Source organism: Allobosea sp. LjRoot237 (assembly GCF_964253285.1).
In the GTDB taxonomy this organism is placed as follows: domain Bacteria; phylum Pseudomonadota; class Alphaproteobacteria; order Rhizobiales; family Beijerinckiaceae; genus Allobosea.
Map to the genome: position 1 here is coordinate 2,075,819 of NZ_CAXUQP020000001.1, position 16,309 is coordinate 2,092,127.

18 protein-coding genes are annotated in these 16,309 nt (G+C 66.5%); 6 read left to right on the plus strand and 12 right to left on the minus strand.

The window, feature by feature from the left end; translation table 11 throughout:
• Window positions 1–8 precede the first annotated feature (8 nt).
• From ACSQ24_RS10140 to ACSQ24_RS10160, 5 genes are all read right to left on the minus strand, one after another.
• Window positions 9–464 (minus strand): HIT family protein, encoded by a 456-nt coding sequence (locus ACSQ24_RS10140; RefSeq protein WP_436094547.1) that lies wholly within the window; start codon window positions 462–464, stop codon window positions 9–11.
• Window positions 465–496: 32 nt separating this feature from the next.
• Window positions 497–1,684, minus strand: coding sequence for a GNAT family N-acetyltransferase (locus ACSQ24_RS10145; RefSeq protein WP_436094548.1), 1,188 nt, complete (start codon window positions 1,682–1,684; stop codon window positions 497–499).
• Window positions 1,685–1,848: 164 nt separating this feature from the next.
• Window positions 1,849–2,598: a glycerophosphodiester phosphodiesterase family protein gene (locus tag ACSQ24_RS10150; RefSeq protein WP_436094549.1), complete on the minus strand. Its 750-nt coding sequence runs from the start codon at window positions 2,596–2,598 to the stop codon at window positions 1,849–1,851.
• Entirely contained in the window at window positions 2,598–3,071 is a 474-nt protein-coding gene (locus tag ACSQ24_RS10155) for a RidA family protein (protein WP_436094550.1), read from the minus strand. Before ACSQ24_RS10155 ends, ACSQ24_RS10150 begins: the two co-directional genes overlap by 1 nt.
• Window positions 3,072–3,176: 105 nt before the next feature.
• On the minus strand, window positions 3,177–3,989 hold the full coding sequence (locus tag ACSQ24_RS10160; protein WP_436094551.1) for an SDR family NAD(P)-dependent oxidoreductase: 813 nt from the start codon (window positions 3,987–3,989) through the stop codon (window positions 3,177–3,179).
• A gap of 122 nt (window positions 3,990–4,111) precedes the next feature.
• Here ACSQ24_RS10160 and ACSQ24_RS10165 point away from each other — a divergent pair, with 122 nt between their 5' ends.
• Both ACSQ24_RS10165 and ACSQ24_RS10170 read left to right on the plus strand, forming a co-directional pair.
• The gene (locus ACSQ24_RS10165) at window positions 4,112–4,687 is read left to right on the plus strand and encodes a TetR/AcrR family transcriptional regulator (RefSeq protein WP_436094552.1); all 576 of its coding nucleotides are present in this window, start codon (window positions 4,112–4,114) and stop codon (window positions 4,685–4,687) included.
• Window positions 4,688–4,785: 98 nt separating this feature from the next.
• Complete coding sequence (locus ACSQ24_RS10170) at window positions 4,786–5,607, plus strand: cell envelope integrity EipB family protein (protein ID WP_436094553.1); 822 nt, start codon at window positions 4,786–4,788, stop codon at window positions 5,605–5,607.
• Here the strand turns inward: ACSQ24_RS10170 and ACSQ24_RS10175 are convergent.
• Complete coding sequence (locus tag ACSQ24_RS10175) at window positions 5,564–6,919, minus strand: DNA polymerase IV (protein WP_436094554.1); 1,356 nt, start codon at window positions 6,917–6,919, stop codon at window positions 5,564–5,566. The genes ACSQ24_RS10170 and ACSQ24_RS10175 overlap by 44 nt on opposite strands.
• Entirely contained in the window at window positions 6,916–7,206 is a 291-nt protein-coding gene (locus ACSQ24_RS10180) for a DUF3572 domain-containing protein (protein WP_436094555.1), read from the minus strand. The genes ACSQ24_RS10175 and ACSQ24_RS10180 overlap by 4 nt, the downstream gene beginning before the upstream one ends.
• Before the next feature lie 142 nt (window positions 7,207–7,348).
• On the opposite strand from ACSQ24_RS10180, the gene ACSQ24_RS10185 reads away from it, so the two are divergent.
• Both ACSQ24_RS10185 and ACSQ24_RS10190 read left to right on the plus strand, forming a co-directional pair.
• Window positions 7,349–7,720 carry a response regulator gene (locus ACSQ24_RS10185; RefSeq protein ID WP_126110694.1) on the plus strand — a complete coding sequence of 124 codons (372 nt, stop codon included), beginning with the start codon at window positions 7,349–7,351 and terminating at the stop codon, window positions 7,718–7,720.
• Window positions 7,721–7,736: 16 nt separating this feature from the next.
• Complete coding sequence (locus tag ACSQ24_RS10190) at window positions 7,737–9,113, plus strand: PleD family two-component system response regulator (RefSeq protein WP_436094556.1); 1,377 nt, start codon at window positions 7,737–7,739, stop codon at window positions 9,111–9,113.
• Window positions 9,114–9,403: 290 nt separating this feature from the next.
• On the opposite strand, the gene ACSQ24_RS10195 is transcribed toward ACSQ24_RS10190, so the two are convergent.
• Window positions 9,404–9,607, minus strand: coding sequence for a hypothetical protein (locus tag ACSQ24_RS10195; RefSeq protein ID WP_436094557.1), 204 nt, complete (start codon window positions 9,605–9,607; stop codon window positions 9,404–9,406).
• A gap of 278 nt (window positions 9,608–9,885) precedes the next feature.
• Between ACSQ24_RS10195 and ACSQ24_RS10200 the strand changes: the two genes are divergently transcribed.
• A complete protein-coding gene (locus ACSQ24_RS10200; protein WP_436094558.1) occupies window positions 9,886–10,212 on the plus strand; it encodes a hypothetical protein in 327 nt (108 codons plus the stop codon).
• Window positions 10,213–10,297: 85 nt separating this feature from the next.
• On the opposite strand, the gene rpmG is transcribed toward ACSQ24_RS10200, so the two are convergent.
• The 4 genes from rpmG to rnr form a co-directional block, all read right to left on the minus strand.
• Window positions 10,298–10,465, minus strand: a complete 168-nt coding sequence (gene rpmG, locus ACSQ24_RS10205; RefSeq protein ID WP_091828458.1) for a 50S ribosomal protein L33 — start codon at window positions 10,463–10,465, stop codon at window positions 10,298–10,300.
• A 158-nt stretch (window positions 10,466–10,623) separates the two neighbouring features.
• A complete protein-coding gene (locus ACSQ24_RS10210; RefSeq protein WP_436094559.1) occupies window positions 10,624–11,358 on the minus strand; it encodes an NUDIX hydrolase in 735 nt (244 codons plus the stop codon).
• Window positions 11,355–11,798, minus strand: a complete 444-nt coding sequence (locus ACSQ24_RS10215; protein ID WP_436094560.1) for a DUF983 domain-containing protein — start codon at window positions 11,796–11,798, stop codon at window positions 11,355–11,357. The genes ACSQ24_RS10210 and ACSQ24_RS10215 overlap by 4 nt, the downstream gene beginning before the upstream one ends.
• 24 nt (window positions 11,799–11,822) lie before the next feature.
• On the minus strand, window positions 11,823–14,174 hold the full coding sequence (gene rnr / locus ACSQ24_RS10220) for a ribonuclease R (protein WP_436094561.1): 2,352 nt from the start codon (window positions 14,172–14,174) through the stop codon (window positions 11,823–11,825).
• Window positions 14,175–15,021: 847 nt separating this feature from the next.
• On the opposite strand from rnr, the gene urtA reads away from it, so the two are divergent.
• On the plus strand, window positions 15,022–16,281 hold the full coding sequence (gene urtA, locus ACSQ24_RS10225; protein ID WP_436097865.1) for an urea ABC transporter substrate-binding protein: 1,260 nt from the start codon (window positions 15,022–15,024) through the stop codon (window positions 16,279–16,281).
• Window positions 16,282–16,309 lie beyond the last annotated feature (28 nt).

The following is a 16,309-nucleotide window of genomic DNA, read 5'->3' on the forward strand; positions in this document are numbered from 1 at the left end:
GCATGTTCTTATCGCAAAAGTGGTTCCCACTTTTGCGGAACATGCTCCAAGGCAGCGCGAATTTTTTCCGCGGAGGCTGCGAGCTCATCCTGGCTCGCCTTGTAGGTGGCCGGCGGCCGCAACGCGACGCCTTCATGGCGCGGGATCACGTGGACGTGGAGGTGGAAGACGACCTGGCCGCCGGCGCTCTCGTTGAACTGCTGCACCGTGATGCCATCGGCGGCGAAGGCGGCCATCTGCGCCCTGGCGATGCGCTGCGCGATTCCCGCGACATAGCCGAGGTCGCCCTGATCGATGTCGAGGAGGTTGCGGGCCGGGTTCTTCGGGATCACCAGGGTGTGGCCGGGCGCGCGCGGCATGATGTCGAGGAAGGCAAGCGCCCGCTCGTCCTCATAGACGCGGTGGGCCGGCAGTTCGCCGCGCAGGATCTTGGCGAAGATGTTGTTCGGATCATAGGCGGTCATCGGCGCGTGTCCCGGTGGTTCGACGAGGTGGTTCAGCTGTCTCCAGCCTTGCGGAAGGGGCTCTCCTGCGCAAGCGCAGCCACTGCAGAGCTGATCTCACGGCGCTCGCCGGGCAGATAGGCTGCGACAGCGCGTGCGAGGCCGGGATCGGCGAGGAGATGGGCCGAGCGGGTGATCACCGGGCGGTAGCCGCGCGCGAGCTTGTGCTCGCCCTGGGCGCCGGCCTCGACCCGGGCGAGCCCGTGCGCGATCGCATAGTCGATGGCCTGGTGGTAGCAGAGCTCGAAATGCAGGAACGGGTGGTCCTCGATACAGCCCCAGTTGCGGCCGTAGAGCGTGTTGCCGCCGCGGAAATTGATGGCGCCGGCGATGTTGCGGCCGGCACGGCGGGCGAGCATCAGCACGACGCGCTCGCTCATCGCAGCGCCGATCTCGGAGAAGAAGCGGCGGTTGAGATAGGGCCGGCCCCATTTGCGCGAGCCGGTGTCCTCGTAGAACGCATGGAAATCGTCCCAGACGCTTTCGGTGAGGTCGGAGCCGGAGAGCACTGCGATCTCGATCCCGGCCGAGAGGGCTTCGCGCCGCTCGCGCTTCAGCGCCTTGCGCTTGCGCGAAGCCAGCGTGGCGAGGAAATCATCGTAGCTGCCGAAGCCCTGGTTCTGCCAATGGAACTGGATGTCGTGGCGTTCGAGGAAGCCGGCCTCGAGCAGCGCCGTCATGTCCGGCTCCTGCGCGAAGGTGACATGGATGGACGAGCCGCGGACCTGCTCGCGAAGTGCGTCGAGCCCGGCGATCAGGGCCTCACGCGCCTCGACTGCCCGGGCTCCCTCGGCGACGAGCAGGCGCGGCCCGGTGGCGGGGGTGAACGGGGCCGCGACCTGGATCTTCGGGTAGTAGCGGCCGCCGGCGCGCATATAGGCGTCGGCCCAGCTGTGGTCGAAGACGTATTCGCCCTGGCTGTGGCCCTTCACGAAGGACGGCGCGGCGGCGATCAGGCGGCCGTTCGCATCCTCGACCAGGAGATAGGCCGGCGACCAGCCGGTGCGACCGCCGACGCAGCCGCTCTCCTCCAGCGCACGCAGAAAAGCGTGCGAAACGAAGGGGTTGTCCGGGTCTGGCACTAGCCCTCCCCCCGCTTGCGGTGGGGAGGGTTGGGTGGGGGGCAGTGCCGCTTGGTGCGAGACTGGAGAATCGTCGAGGCCTGCTTTGCGGCCCCCCATCCCTGACCCTTCCCCACCGCAAGCGGGGGGAAGGGGACGGTCCGGCGCTTCAGGCGATCGTTTTGCGGCGCCGGGATTGGCGCAAGCGTCCCAGTCCTCGGCCGGGACGCTTTTCAGCGAGGTGGCAACGCGGACCCGAAGAGTTTCGCGTGTGCCGGTTTCGCTCAAGGCAGAAAGCCCTCGAAGACCATCTGGTCGGCATGCTCGGCAGCGCGGGCGCGGTCCTCCGGCGTACGCACCGTCCAGCTCATCAGCGGCAGGCCCAGCGCCTTGCGGCAGAGGAAGGGCGCGGCGCTCGGCAGATCGGCGACCTTCCAGGAGACGAAGTCCGGCCGGCTCTCCTCGAAGTGCAGGAGGTTGGCGAGCGCGTGCTTCTGCGAAGCCGAGAGATGGTCGTAATCAGCATAGCCGTATTCGTTCATCGCGACGATGCCGCGGGCGAATCCGGGCGCGAGCTCGCGCAAGGCGGCGACGATCACCGGATCGAAGGATTTCAGCACGATCGGCTGGCCCTTGTGAGCGGCGAGGATCTCGCCAGTGCGCTTCGCCAGGCGCAGATCGCCGTCGAAGCGGCTCTTGACCTCGATTACGAGGGGCGTCTTTCCGCCGATGGCGTCGAGGAAGGCGGTCAGCGTCGGGATACGATCGCTGGCGCCCTTCAGGCCGATCTGCGTGAGTTCGGCCACCTTGCGGGCATCGACGCGGCCGCTCTCTGCTGTGAGCCGGTCGAGGACGAAGTCGTGGAAGACGACCGCATCCTCGTCGGCGCTGAGCTGGACGTCGCATTCGATGGCGAAGTTGCCGGCGATCGCGCCCGCGGCCGCCGAGAGCGAATTCTCGATCACGCCGCCGGCGGCATCGTGCAGGCCACGATGCGCGATCGGACGGGCGGTGAGCCAGGCTTCAGCCGGCATCAGGCGATCTCGAACATGGCTTCGACCTCGACAGCGGCGTCGGCCGGCAGGTTGGCGACGCCGACGGTCGAGCGGGCATGGCGGCCGGCATCGCCGAGCACCTCGACCATGAAGTCGGAGGCGCCGTTCATGATAGCCGGCAATGCGGCGAAATGCGGGGTCGCGTTGATGAAGCCGCCGAGGCGGACGCAGCGCACGATCCGGCCGAGATCGCCGCCGAGCGCCGCCTTGGCCTGGGCGAGGACGTTGATGGCGCAGAGCCTGGCCGCCTCGAGCCCGGCCTCGTTGAAGATCTCGCCGCCGAGCTTGCCTTTGTGCGCGTCGGAGAGCTTGCCATCGAGGCCGAAGCAGATCTGGCCGGAGATGATCAGCAGGTTGCCGGTGATCACGTAAGGCACGTAGTTCGCGACCGGAGCGGCCGGGGCGGGCAGGGTGATGCCGAGGGCGGCGAGCTTGGTGTCGACGGCGTTCATCGGAGGGCTCCTGACCGGATCTGAACAGGAGCCTTTCATCGCCGATGCCAAGCCGGGTCGCAAGCGCGGCGCGGCTTGGCCGATGTGCCTGCCGAGCAGGGCGGATCAGGCGGCGTCGGCACGCACCGTGCGATAGCGCTCGGCAGGCCGGTTGCGCGAGAGATTGGGGCCGAGTGCCAGCCGCGCCGCGCTGTAGCGCTCGAAGTCGGCCGGATCCGGCAGCGAGGGAATGGTGACGAGCTCGCCCTGGTCGAAACCGGCCAGCGCCGCATCGACCATATCGTCGACCTCCATCACCATTTCGGGTGGGAAGCCGTCGACATTGACGCCGGCACGGCCCCAGATCTCGGTACGGGTGGCGCCCGGCAGCACGGCCTGGACGTGGACGCCGGCGGCCTCGAGCTCCTTCTGCAATGAGAGGCTGAGGTTCAGCACATAGGCCTTGGTGCCGCTGTAGCTGCCGTTGAACAGCTCCGGCGCGAGCGCCAGCACCGAGGCGATGTTGATGATGGCGCCCTGGTTGCGGGCAGCGAAGTTGCGGGCGGCCGCGGCGGCGAGGCGGGTCGGTGCGATGACATTGAGCTCGATCATGGTCTGGAAGCGATCGATATCGCCTTCGACCAGCGTGCCGGCGACGGACATGCCGGCATTGTTGACCAGCACGGTCAGGCTCTCGTCCTCGCGCAGGCGCTGCTCGACCAAAGCGAGATCCGCCTTGGCCGTCAGGTCGGCCTTCAGCCATTCGGCCTTGCGGCCGGTCTCGCGGCCGAGACGCTCGGCCAGGGCGGAAAGGCGCGCCTCATCGCGGGCGACGAGGACGAGATCATAGCCGCGGCGGGCCAGTCTGTCGGCATAGACGGCACCGATCCCGGTCGATGCGCCGGTGATAAGGGCGGTGCCTAGCTGCTGCGTAGCCATGTCCATCTCCTGTTCGGGTTCGGCATCATGTTTTTCATGATGATCATCACGATTGAATTTAGATGGCGATCATCATATAAAGAGTCAAGAGCTGGATTTTTGGATTTTCAGAGGAGCGGGCGATGCGGGTCAGTCGCGAACAGATGCGGGAGAACCGCGAGCGCATTCTCGAAACGGCGGCGACGCTGTTTCGCGAGCGCGGTTTCGACGGGGTTGGCGTCGCCGATGTGATGAAGGCGGTCGGCCTGACCCATGGCGGCTTCTATGGGCACTTCGCCTCGAAGGACGATCTCGCGGCCGAGGCGATCGGGCGCGCTTTCGTCAATTCCAATCGATGGGCCGCCGAGGCGGGGGCGGCGCAGCCGCAGGCGCCCCTGCAGGCGATTGCCAGCCACTATCTGTCACCGTCGCATCGCGACGATCCCGGCCATGGCTGTCCGGTCGCGGCGCTCGGCTGCGACATTGCTCGGCAGGGCGAGGCGTCGCGTCTGGCTGCGACGGAGGGCGTGCGCGCGGGGATCGCGGGCCTCTCTGCCTTTGCGCCGGGAAAAACCGCGGATGAGCGAAGGACCAGTGCAATTGCGAGCTACGCCACGCTGGTCGGCGCGCTCGTCCTCTCCCGCATGGTCGACGACGAGGCATTGTCGGACGAGGTCCTCGCTGCGGCCAGGGTCGCGCTCGAACCCACGCAACAGTGAGCGGCGTCCCGCTCGCCTTGTTTGCGCCATTGCCGCAATGCACCTAGATTCGCAGGGGCTGCAGTTCGACTTAAGCAGAGCGCGAATCGAGGATCGGCATGAAGACGTATCGCGGCGGGATCGCAGGCCTGGCGGTGATGGCGGCTACGGGAGCTTGGGCTCAGAGCCCGACAGATCGCGTCGTGCTGGTGCCGCATCGGGCGGTCTATGATCTCGTGCTCGACGACGGCAAGCCGTCGCGCGACATCACCACGGCGCGCGGCCGCATCGCCTTCGACTTCTCGGGCGACGCCTGCGACGGCTATGCGCTCTCCTTCCGCCAGGTCACGGAGCTCACCAGCGAGGGCGGCCCGCGCGTCATCGATGCCCGGACCACGAGTTTCGAGGAAGGCGACGCCAAGAGCTACCGCTTCAAGACCGAGAGCTCGGCCGCCGGTGCGCCTGCCGACGTCGTCGACGGCACCGCCAAGAAGGGCGAGGCCGGCTACGAGGTGAGCTTGCGCGCGCCCAAGCCCGAGACGCATCGCGAGGCGAGCGCGGCGATGTTCCCGAACGAGCAGATGAAGGCGGTGATCAAGGCGGCGCGAGCCGGGCAGAACACCTTCAACGTCCGCCTCTATGACGGCGCCAATTCCGGCAAGGACGTCTACGACACGCTTTCGGTGATCGGCCGCAAGATCGCGACGCCCGCCACCGAGGCGCCGCTGCGGAAGCCGGAATTCGAGAAGCTCGCCCGCTGGCCAGTGACGATCTCCTATTTCAAGGTCGGATCGGGCGAGAGCACGCCAGCCTATACTGTCTCCTTCGAGCTCTACGAGAACGGCGTCACCGGTGCGATCCGGCTCGACTACGGCTCGTTCGCGCTGCGCGGCACGCTCACCCGTCTGGATCTGCTTCCGGCGAGCGAGTGCGCGAAGTAGCGCGACGGCGAGTATCGCGCAGCGACAGGCCCTTCTCGATCGCGGCTTCGCCGAACCTGGCGCGGACCGCGTCGAGGGCGTTTTCCATTGCCTTCAGCTTCGGCGTCTGCAGGTCGGCGAGGTCGCCGCGATCGGCCTCGGCCGGATCTGAGAAATCGCTCATGCCGATGCCGATCAGCCGATAGCGCGGCCCGGTGCATTCGCGTTTGAGCAGGTCGCGCCCGGCGGCGAAGAGACGGGCGGCGAGCTGGCTCGGCTCGGGCAGGCGCGTGGCGCGGGTGATGAGATGGAAATCATGGGTCTTGAGCTTGAGGGTGATGGTGCGCCCGGCGAGCTCCTGCGCCTTCAGCCGCCGCGAAGTCCTCTCGCAGAGCCGCCAGAGGATCGGCTCCAGCTCCTCGAAGCGGGCGAGGTCGACGTCGAGCGTCGTTTCGGATGAGACGGTCTTGGCCTCGTGCTCAACCGTGACCTTGCGCGGGTCGATACCCAGAGCGAGGTTCTTCAGGCGCGGCCCGTCCTTGCCGACCAGGCGATAGAGCGTGGCGATCTCGGCCTTGGCGAGGTCGCCGATGGTGCGGAAACCGGCCAGGCCGAGCTTTGCCACGCCGGCCTGGCCGATGCCCGGGATCATCCCGACCGGCTTTTGCGCGAGGAAGGCGACAGCCTCGGCCTGGCCGATGATCGAGAAGCCGCGCGGCTTGTCGAGGTCGGAGGCGACCTTGGCCAGGAATTTGGCGTAGGACAGCCCGACCGAGATGGTGATGCCGATCTCATCCTCGATCCGGCGCTGGAAGCGGGCGAGGGTGAGCGCCGGGCTGGCATGGTGGAGCCGCTCGGTGCCGCCGAGATCGAGGAAGGCCTCGTCGATCGAGATCGGCTCGACCAGCGGGGTCAATTCCTGCATCAACTTGCGGACCTGGCGGCCGACGGCGACGTATTTCGCCATGTCCGGCTTGACCACGATCGCCTCGGGGCAGGCCTTCAGCGCCTTGAACATCGGCATGGCCGAGCGCACGCCGGACATGCGCGCGATGTAGCAGCAGGTCGAGACCACGCCGCGCTTGCCGCCTCCGACGATCACCGGCTTGTCGAGCAGGCTGGGGTCGTCGCGCTTCTCGATCGCGGCATAGAAGGCGTCACAATCGATATGGGCGAGATGGAGACTGTCGCGCTCGGCATGGCGAAGGAGGCGCGGCGAGCCGCAGGCCGGGCAGCGACGCAGACCCGGCGGGGAAAACGCCTCGCCATGGTCCTGCAGGCAATCGCGGCAGAGCACCCGGCCGGAGCTGGCGGCGCCCGCCGGCGGGGTCATGGCTCGAAGGCTTCAGGTGGGCCGGCGAGGATTTCGCGCGCCTGCGCGACGATTTCCGGATTCAGGCTCAAGTTTCCGGCAAACTCCAGCAACAGCGAATCGCTGGCGCAGATGTGGTCCAGCACGGCTAGAAGAAAGCCGGGTTCCTGCGCCGCGCCGCGCAAGGTGGCCGGGCCAAGGCCGGTGACAGCCAAGAACGGTTCCAGCCGCTCCGGCTCCGAGGCCAGGAAGGCGAGGGCCTTCAGTGCCAGCGTCTCAGCTTCCTCGCTGGTGATCGGGTGCGGCATGGCTATCTATCTATGACCGACGAGTCTGGTTTCAGGTTTGCGTTTCGTCAACAGCTCGCATGCTAAAGCTAGCACTGAACGCGGTCGCCGGCCCGGGAAATCCGTCTTGTCGGATGCCTGGCCGGGCGGCCTTGGGGGACAAATGACAAAGACGGTTCTGATCGTCGAGGACAATGAGCTCAACATGAAGCTCTTCAACGATCTGTTGGAGGCGCATGGCTATGCGACGCTCAAGACCGCCGACGGCATTGAGGCGATCGAGCTGGCGCGCACGCACCGGCCCGACCTTATCCTGATGGACATCCAGCTACCGGAGGTCTCGGGGCTGGAGGTGACCAAATGGATCAAGGAGGACGATGCGCTGAAGTCGATCCCGGTCATCGCGGTCACTGCTTTCGCGATGAAGGGCGACGAGGAGCGCATCCGGGAGGGCGGCTGCGAGGCCTATATCTCGAAGCCTATCTCGGTCGGCAAATTCCTGGAGACTGTTCGCGCCTATGTCGGCACGGCCTGAAGGGAAGCGCTGAGCCATGTCAGCCCGGATCCTGGTCGTCGACGACATCGCCGCGAATGTGAAGCTGCTCGAAGCCAAGCTCAGCGCCGAATATTTCGACGTCGCTACCGCGACGAACGGCATCGAGGCGCTGGCGATCTGCGAGCGCGGCGAGGCCGATCTCGTCCTGCTCGACGTGATGATGCCGGGCATGAACGGTTTCGAGGTCTGCCGCCGGCTGAAGAACAGCGCGACCACGGCCCATATCCCCGTGGTCATGGTCACGGCGCTCGACCAGCCGAGCGACCGGCTGAAGGGGCTCGATGCCGGCGCCGACGACTTCCTGACCAAGCCGATCGACGACACCGCGCTGTTTGCCCGCGTGCGCAGTCTCGTCCGGCTCAAATCGGTCACGGACGAATTGCGCCAGCGTGCGCTCGCCTCGCGCCAGCTCGGCATCGCCGATCCGCTCGCCGCCGCCGCGGCCGAAACCGGGCTCAATGGCCGCGTCCTCCTGATCGAGGACAGGCCCCTGATCGCCCAGCGTCTGGTCCAGGCGCTCTCCGCCTTCCATTCGATCGAGACCGAGCCAGATGCGCAGGCGGCGCTCACCCGCGCCGCCGAAGGTGATTTCGAGATCGTGCTGGTGAGCCTCGACCTGCGGAACTATGACGGCCTGCGCCTGTGCAGTCAGCTGCGCTCGCTCGAACGGACCCGCAATGTTTCCGTGCTTCTGCTCGGTGAGGCCGAAGACCGGACCCGTGTGCTGCGCGGCCTCGAGATCGGCGCGCATGACTTCCTGGTCCGGCCGATCGACCGGAACGAATTGCTGGCGCGGGCCCGGACTTTGGTTCGCCGCAAGCGCTTCACCGAGCGGCTGCGCGACAGCGTGCAGTCCTCGATGGAAATGGCGGTGATGGACCAGCTCACCGGTCTGCACAATCGTCGGTATCTCGACAGCAGGCTGTCGGTGCTGTTCGACGAGTCGGCGCTCCGGGCCCGGGCGCTCTCGCTGCTGGTGCTCGACGTCGATCGCTTCAAGGTGGTCAACGACAGCTGGGGTCACGACGCCGGCGACGAGGTGCTGCGCGAATTCGCCGACCGGATCCGCGCTTGCACGCGCGGCATCGACCTGGTGGCGCGCATGGGCGGCGAGGAGGTCGTCGTGGTCCTGCCGGACACCGCGCTCGACGCGGCGCGCGCGGTGGCGGAACGGATTCGGCAGCGGGTCGAGGGCGAGCCCTTCCAGATCCAGCGCGGGCAGAAGTCGGTCGTGGTGACCGTGTCGATCGGCGTCGCCAGCCGGCGCGCGGGCGATGCCGGGCCGGTCGAGATGATGAAACGGGCCGACGAGGCGGTGTACCGGGCGAAAGCCGCCGGCCGCAATCGCGTCATCGTCGCGAGCGCCGCCTGAAGGGCACGGCACCCGGCCGGTAAGGTTTCCAAGTAGGGTTAAGTTTCGATGAATAATGGTGAATCAATCGATTCGATTGATTCGAGGGGGCTTCCACGTAGGGTGGTTTCCAAGAGAACGGCTGCTTCAGCGGCCGTCCGGAACGCCCTTCGGAAGCCCAGGTTCCGCCGCATCTCCTGGGTTACCGCTGGGCTCGGCCGGTCGATGGCGGGATCCTGGCCTCCTCAGCCCCGTCGTCGGCCGGCCACCTCATTCATGAGTGGATTTCGGGCCCGAAGCCGCAGCCCGTATCAGCGCAGATGGCGCTCGATCAGCTCCGGCACCCAGTAACCGATCAGGCCGAAGCCTGCGAGCAGCAGCAGCAGAAGAAGGGCGGCGCGCAGACGATGCGTCCAGCGGCGCGACTCGTCGACCTCGACGATCAGGCGCAGGAAGCCGCGCAACAACCCGCCCGAACGCGGTGACTGTTCTGTTGGGTCGGGGCGGCTGTTCAAGACGGTGCTCCTGCCGGTGGGCGGCGGTGCCGCGCCCGAGCGGCAGGGTAAAAGATCGAAGCATCCGACGCCAGCGACGTCGCAGCGGAACAGTGGACCGCTGATCGCGTTGAAGTCATCAGCTGTCGATCTCGGCAAATACTGGCCGAAGATTAGGCAGTTGAGCGACGTAAGGTCTCATTGACCAGCGTCGTCTCATGCTAATCTGATGACGATTCGCATGCCCTGCTATTTGGCTGCGAAGATGCTGGCCTGACATCCTCGCCAAGGAGCGACCCATGCGTCTCATCGCATCGGCGCTCTGCCTCGCGCTGTTGCCGTGGGGCGGAGGGCCTGTTCACGCGCATAGCTGGTACCCGTATGATTGCTGCAGCGACCGGGATTGCTGGCCGATGGGCCTCGATGCCGATGCGAAAGAGCCTGATCCACGCATCGTTCCGGGTGGGTATCTCACCCATGACGGACATTTCGTGCCGGAGCAGGCAACGCGCGTCTCGCGAGACGGGCGCTTCCACATCTGCCGCAGCGGCGGGATGTTGACCGGTACGGTCATCGCGCCGTCGCAGCGGCCGTTCTGCCTGTTCGTGCCGAAGCCGGCGTTCTGAAGCCAGCGTTTCGGAAGGCAGACATGAAAAAGCCGCCGGAAACCGGCGGCTCTTCGAACCGGATCAAGCGGTTAGGGCGCAGCCCTTACTTGATCTTGGTTTCCTTGAACTCGACGTGCTTGCGCGCGACCGGGTCGTACTTCTTCTTCGACATCTTCTCGGTCATGGTGCGCGAGTTCTTCTTGGTCACGTAGAAGTACCCGGTGTCCGCGGTCGAGATGAGCTTGATCTTGATGGTCACGGCCTTGGCCATGGCGGAGCCCTCGATACAGATGGGGCCGCCTTCGGCCCGCGCAAAAAACAAAATGGCCGGGCGAGCCCGGCAATCCGATGGGCAGGAAATGCCGTATCGGCGGTGGCAAGTCAAGGAATATCGGGCGGGGGATAAGGATTTTCCGCCGCCCGATGGTGTCAGAGGAGCTCGCGCACGAAGCTGCCGCGCTTCTCCCAATAGAACGGAACCGGCAGATGCTGGCTGAATCCGGCCTTCAGCCGTTCCTCGACCTCGGCGATGATCACCTTGGTGATGGTCGGCAGGTCGAGCTCGCGGGCTTCGTCGAAGGTGACGGAGACGAGGTCGACGAGTTCCGAATCAGGGCCGATGACGTCCTCGACCTTGGCGGCGACGGCGCGGGCATCGACCGCGAAGAAACGCGTGTCGAAGCGCTTGGGCCGGCGCGGCGGCGTGATGGCGCGGGCGACGAAGGTGATGGCGCCGAGGTCGGGGAAGACGCCCCTGGCGGCGAAGTCGGCCCAGACGCCGCCAGGCGGGTTCTCGGGTGCGCCGTAATCGGCGCTGCCGAAAAGCAGGCCGGTCTCCTCGAAGGTCTCGCGAATCGCGGCGAGCGCCAGCGCGCGGCCACGCTGCACGCTCGGGCGCACGCAGCGTGCGAGCAGGCGCTGCTCGCAGGAGCCGGCAAGCGCGCCGCTAGCGGCCATGCGGCGGTCGCCCGCCTCGATGCGCCCGCCCGGGAAGACGTACTTGCCCGGCATGAACTTGTGGCCGGCATGGCGCTTGCCCATCAGCACCCTGGGCTTCTTCCCGGAATGATCGAGGATCAGCATCGTCGCCGCATCGCGCGGGCGTAGGTTGACGTTGGTGCGCGCCCGCTCGGCCTGCGTCAGGGTGACCGTATGGTCGCTCATCGGCCGCCCACGGCCTTCATCGCGGGCTGGCGTTCGGGCTTGGGCATGGCGCCGCCGAAGCCGTGCATGCGCATGGCCCATTGCAGACCGATGACCGCGCCCTTCGCCGGCTGCATCAGGGCGAGGCTGAGCAGCACTGTCAGCGGCAGCCAGACCCAGAGGTGCATGGCGATCGACCAGTCGCTGTACTTTTCCGCCAGCAGGATGCCGCCGACGACGACATGGCCGACGATGGTGATGACGATATAGGGCGGCAGGTCGTCAGCGCGCTGGTGATGCAGCGTCTCGCCGCAGGCCTCGCAGGAATCGACCGGCTTCAGGAAGGCGCGGAAGAGCCGGCCCTCGCCGCAATGCGGGCAGCGACCGAAGAGGCCGCGACGCATAGCCTGACGCCAGTCGCGGGCCTGGACCGGCTTGGGTTGGTGACAATGTATGGACATGGGATGTCTTCGTTATGCGGGGCGTCAGCGCTTGCGGCCCGATCGTTTGGGCGGGGGGCGGCCCTGCTTTCGCCCCATAGGTAAAGCAGGCCGTGACCTTTTGCCAGAGCGGTCGGATGTCGCGGGGCGGCCCTCTGTGAGCAACTCGAAGCGAAGCGCCCCTGCGACCGGCGCTGCCTCGACCAGCTTGACATGGACGCGGTCGCCGAGGCGCCAGCTCTCGCCGGTGCGGTCGCCGACCAGCGCATGGGCGCGCTCGTCATGGCGATAATAGTCGGCGCCGAGCGTCGACGCCGGGATGAAGCCGTCGGCGCCGGTGCCGTCGAGCTTGACGAAGAGGCCGGCGCGGTTGAGGCCGGCGATGCGGCCGTCGAAGCTCGAGCCGATCTGGTCGGCGAGGAAATGCGCGATCAGCCGGTCGGTGGTCTCGCGCTCGGCCGCCATGGCGCGCCGCTCGGCCGCCGAAATCCGGGTCGCGACCTCGCGCAGCTCTGCGAGCGTGGTCGCCTTCGGCAGGCCGTCCTCGCCGAGCTTGAGGGCCGCCACCAGGGCGCGATGCACGATCAGGTCGGCATAGCGGCGGATCGGCGAGGTGAAATGAGCGTAACGGCGCAGATTCAGGCCGAAATGCCCGTAATTCTCGGCGACGTATTCAGCCTGGGCCTGGGTACGCAGTACGACCTCGTTCATTAGCAGCTCGTTCTCCGAGCCCTTGATCATGGCGAGGATGCGGTTGAACAGCACCGGCCTGAGCGCCGCGTCCTTCGGCAGCTTGATGCTGATCGAGGCCAGGACCTCGCCGAGCGCCCGCATCTTCTCGAGCGAGGGCTCGTCATGGCAGCGATAGATCAGATGGCTGCTCGCCTTCTCCAAGGTCTCGGCGGCGGCGACGTTGGCGAGGATCATGAACTCCTCGATCAGCCGGTGGGCTGCGAGGCGCTCGGGTACGATCACGCGGGTGACCTTGCCGTTGGCGTCGAGCACGAGCTTGCGCTCGGGCAGATCGAGATCGAGCGGCTGGCGGGCGTCGCGGGCGCGCGCTGCCGAGCCATAAGCGGCCCAGAGCGGCATCAGGATGCTGTCGCGGATCGGAGCGGTCGTCTCGTCCGGCTTGCCGTCGATCGCGGCCTGGGTCTGCTGATAGGAGAGCTTCGCCGCCGAGCGCATCATGATGCGGTGGAAGCTGTGGCTCTTCTTGGCTCCGTCGGCCTTGAGGATCAGGCGGACGGCGAGGGCAGGGCGGTCCTCGCCGCCGCGTAGCGAGCAGAGATCGTTCGAGATGCGCTCGGGCAGCATCGGCACGACGCGATCGGGGAAATAGACCGAGTTGCCGCGCTCCAGCGCCTCGCGGTCGAGCGCCGAGCCGGGGCGAATGTATGAGGCGACGTCGGCGATCGCGACGGTGACGATGTGGCCGCCGGGATTGTCGGGATCGTCGTCCGGCGCGGCATGGACCGCGTCGTCATGGTCCTTGGCGTCGGCCGGGTCGATGGTGATCAGCGGCAAGGCGCGCCAGTCCTCGCGACCGGCGAGCGAGGCCGGCTTGGCTGCTTCCGCTTCGGCAATGGTGGCGGGAGAGAATTCGTTGGGAATGCCGTGGGCGTGAATCGCGATCAGCGAGACGGCACGCTCGGATTTCAGCGAACCGAGCCGCTCGCGCACCCTGGCCTGGGGCGGGCCGAAACGGCTCTCGCGGGCGAAGGAGACCGAGACGAGATCGCCGTCCTCCGCATTGCCGGTCTGCCCCTTCGGAACAATCGCCTCGCGTCCCTGCGCCTTCTTGTCGACAGGGACGAGCCGGCCGGAGCCGTCGGGGAGGGCGCGGAAGATGCCGAGCACCTGCGCCTTGGCCTTGCCCATCACCTTGAGGGTGCGACCGGACCATTGATAGCCCTCGACGCCGCGCAGTTTCGTCAGCTTGAGCAGGACATGGTCGCCGACGCCCGGAGCGGCGGCGGTCGTGGTCTTCGGCTTGCGGCGGAACTCGCGCTGGCGTTCGAGCAGGATCTTCGGCGCCTCGCCCTGGTCCTCCTCGTTCCATTCGAGCGGAACGGCGATGAGATCGCCCTCGCGGTCGCGCGTCTTGATCTCGCAGAGCAGGACGGCAGGGAGGGCGGCATGCGGCTTGACCGGGCTGGACCCGCCATTCTCCTCCAGCTCGAGCTCGCGCAGCAGGCGCTTCAGCCAGATCTTGCCGCCACCATCGAGCTGGAAGGCCTTGGCGATGTCGCGTCGGCCGGGCTCGCGGCCGGCTGCACGCTCCTCCTCGATGAAGGCGAGGATGGCGTCGCGGGAGAGGTCGGAGTCGGGACGGGGCAAAGGTTGGGGCCTCGTCAGCAGCGGCTGGGCGCGAAGGACATCCACGAGTTCTGCCATGCCGCGGCCGGGCGCGCCAGAACGGCCTGTGCAGAACTGCTATCCGAAAAATTCCTCGGCGACAGGCCGGGCACCGGGCTCCTCCCTTCCCCCTTGTGGGGAAGGGCCGGGGATGGGGGTGGTGCCGCTTGGTGATCGTCGGCAGGAAATGAGGTCTGGCAGCAGCGACAGCTCCCTCGGGTCCTGCCAATCACTCCGGCTTTGCGACCCCCACCCCTGCCCCTCCCCACAAGGGGGAGGGGTTTCCCGCTCCTTGCGGCTTTCACAGAGGAGTCCGAAACGGAGAAGGGCTGCCCTTGCGGGCAGCCCTTCCATTGCCGAACCGCAGCCCCGGTAACAGGGCTAAGCGTCACGGAAACTCAAGCGCAACCGAACCCCTTATGGGACGAGACCAGGTCACGCAGTCCCCGCGACAGCGGTTGATGACAATGAGACACTGGATCACCTCCTTTCAGTTGTTACCGACAAGGAGGAGGCTAGGGTGATTCCAAGCACCTCGTAAACGGCAAAGATTCAGCGGCTCACAGCTCGCATGGCTGCAACAAAATCAGGCGCTAAGCCGGCTTTGGATAGAGTTGCCTAATTCATGGGCGAGCGACTTGCCTATTTTCTGTTCAGATAGCGCCTCGACGCATGATCCTTGCGTGAGATGGGAACCTGTCGGCAGGAAATCGCTCGCGAAACCGCCCTGAACACGCCTTGTTGCGATGACCCGATGGTCTTGACCCAGGTTGGCACGTCGCTTGCGATCTTCCCCGCTAGCCGGAACGGCAGCCGGCGCCCGGCAAGGGCGCGGTCAACAGGGACCTCAGGGGACATCGCAGTGAAACTCACTCGTCGCACGGTCATGGGCGCCGCCTTCGCGGGCGCCACGGTTCTCTCCTCGCTGCTGCCGGCGGCGGCGCAAGAGACCATCAAGGTCGGCATCCTGCACTCGCTCTCCGGCACGATGGCGATCTCCGAGACGACGTTGAAAGACGTCATGCTCATGCTCATCGAGGAGCAGAACAAGAAAGGCGGCGTGCTCGGCAAGAAGCTCGAGGCGGTCGTGGTCGACCCGGCCTCGAACTGGCCGCTCTTCGCCGAGAAGGCGCGCGAGCTGATCGTCAAGGACAAGGTCGCGGCCGTGTTCGGCTGCTGGACCTCGGTCTCGCGCAAGTCCGTGCTCCCGGTGTTCAAGGAGCTGAACTCGATCCTGTTCTATCCCGTCCAGTACGAGGGTGAGGAGAGCGAGCGCAACGTCTTCTATACCGGCGCCGCGCCGAACCAGCAGGCGATTCCGGCCGTCGACTACCTCGCCAAGGAGGAGAAGGTCCAGCGCTGGGTCCTCGCCGGCACCGATTATGTCTACCCGCGCACGACCAACAAGATCCTGGAGGCCTATCTTCTCGCCAAGGGCGTGAAGAAGGAGGACATCCTGATCAACTACACGCCGTTCGGCCATTCCGACTGGCAGACCATCGTCTCCGACATCAAGAAGTTCGGCACGGCCGGCAAGAAGACCGCGGTGGTCTCGACCATCAACGGCGACGCCAACGTGCCGTTCTACAAGGAGCTCGGCAACCAGGGCATCAAGGCGACCGACATCCCGGTCGTGGCCTTCTCGGTCGGTGAAGAAGAGCTCGCCGGCATCGACACCAAGCCGCTGCTCGGCCATCTCGCCGCCTGGAACTACTTCCAGTCGGTCAAGACGCCGGAGAACGAGGCCTTCATCAAGCAGTGGAAGGCCTACAAGAAGAACGAGAAGGCCGTCACCAACGACCCGATGGAGGCCCATGTCATCGGCTTCGCCATGTGGGTGAAGGCTGTCGAGAAGGCCAAGAGCTTCGATCCCGACAAGGTCATCGACGCGTTGCCCGGCGTCGAGGCGCCGAACCTGACCGGCGGGGTCTCGAAGATGCTGCCGAACCACCACATCACCAAGCCGGTGCTGATCGGCGAGATCAAGGCCGACGGCCAGTTCGACGTCGTGTCGAAGACCGGTCTCGTCGCCGGCGACGCCTGGTCGAAGGAGCTCGACGGCTCCAAGGACCTGGTCGGCGACTGGGTCGAGAAGAAGTGCGGCAACTTCAACGTCAAGACCGGCAAATGCGGCGGCGGCGCCTGAGTTAAGAGGGGGAAGGGCGGCACGGTCG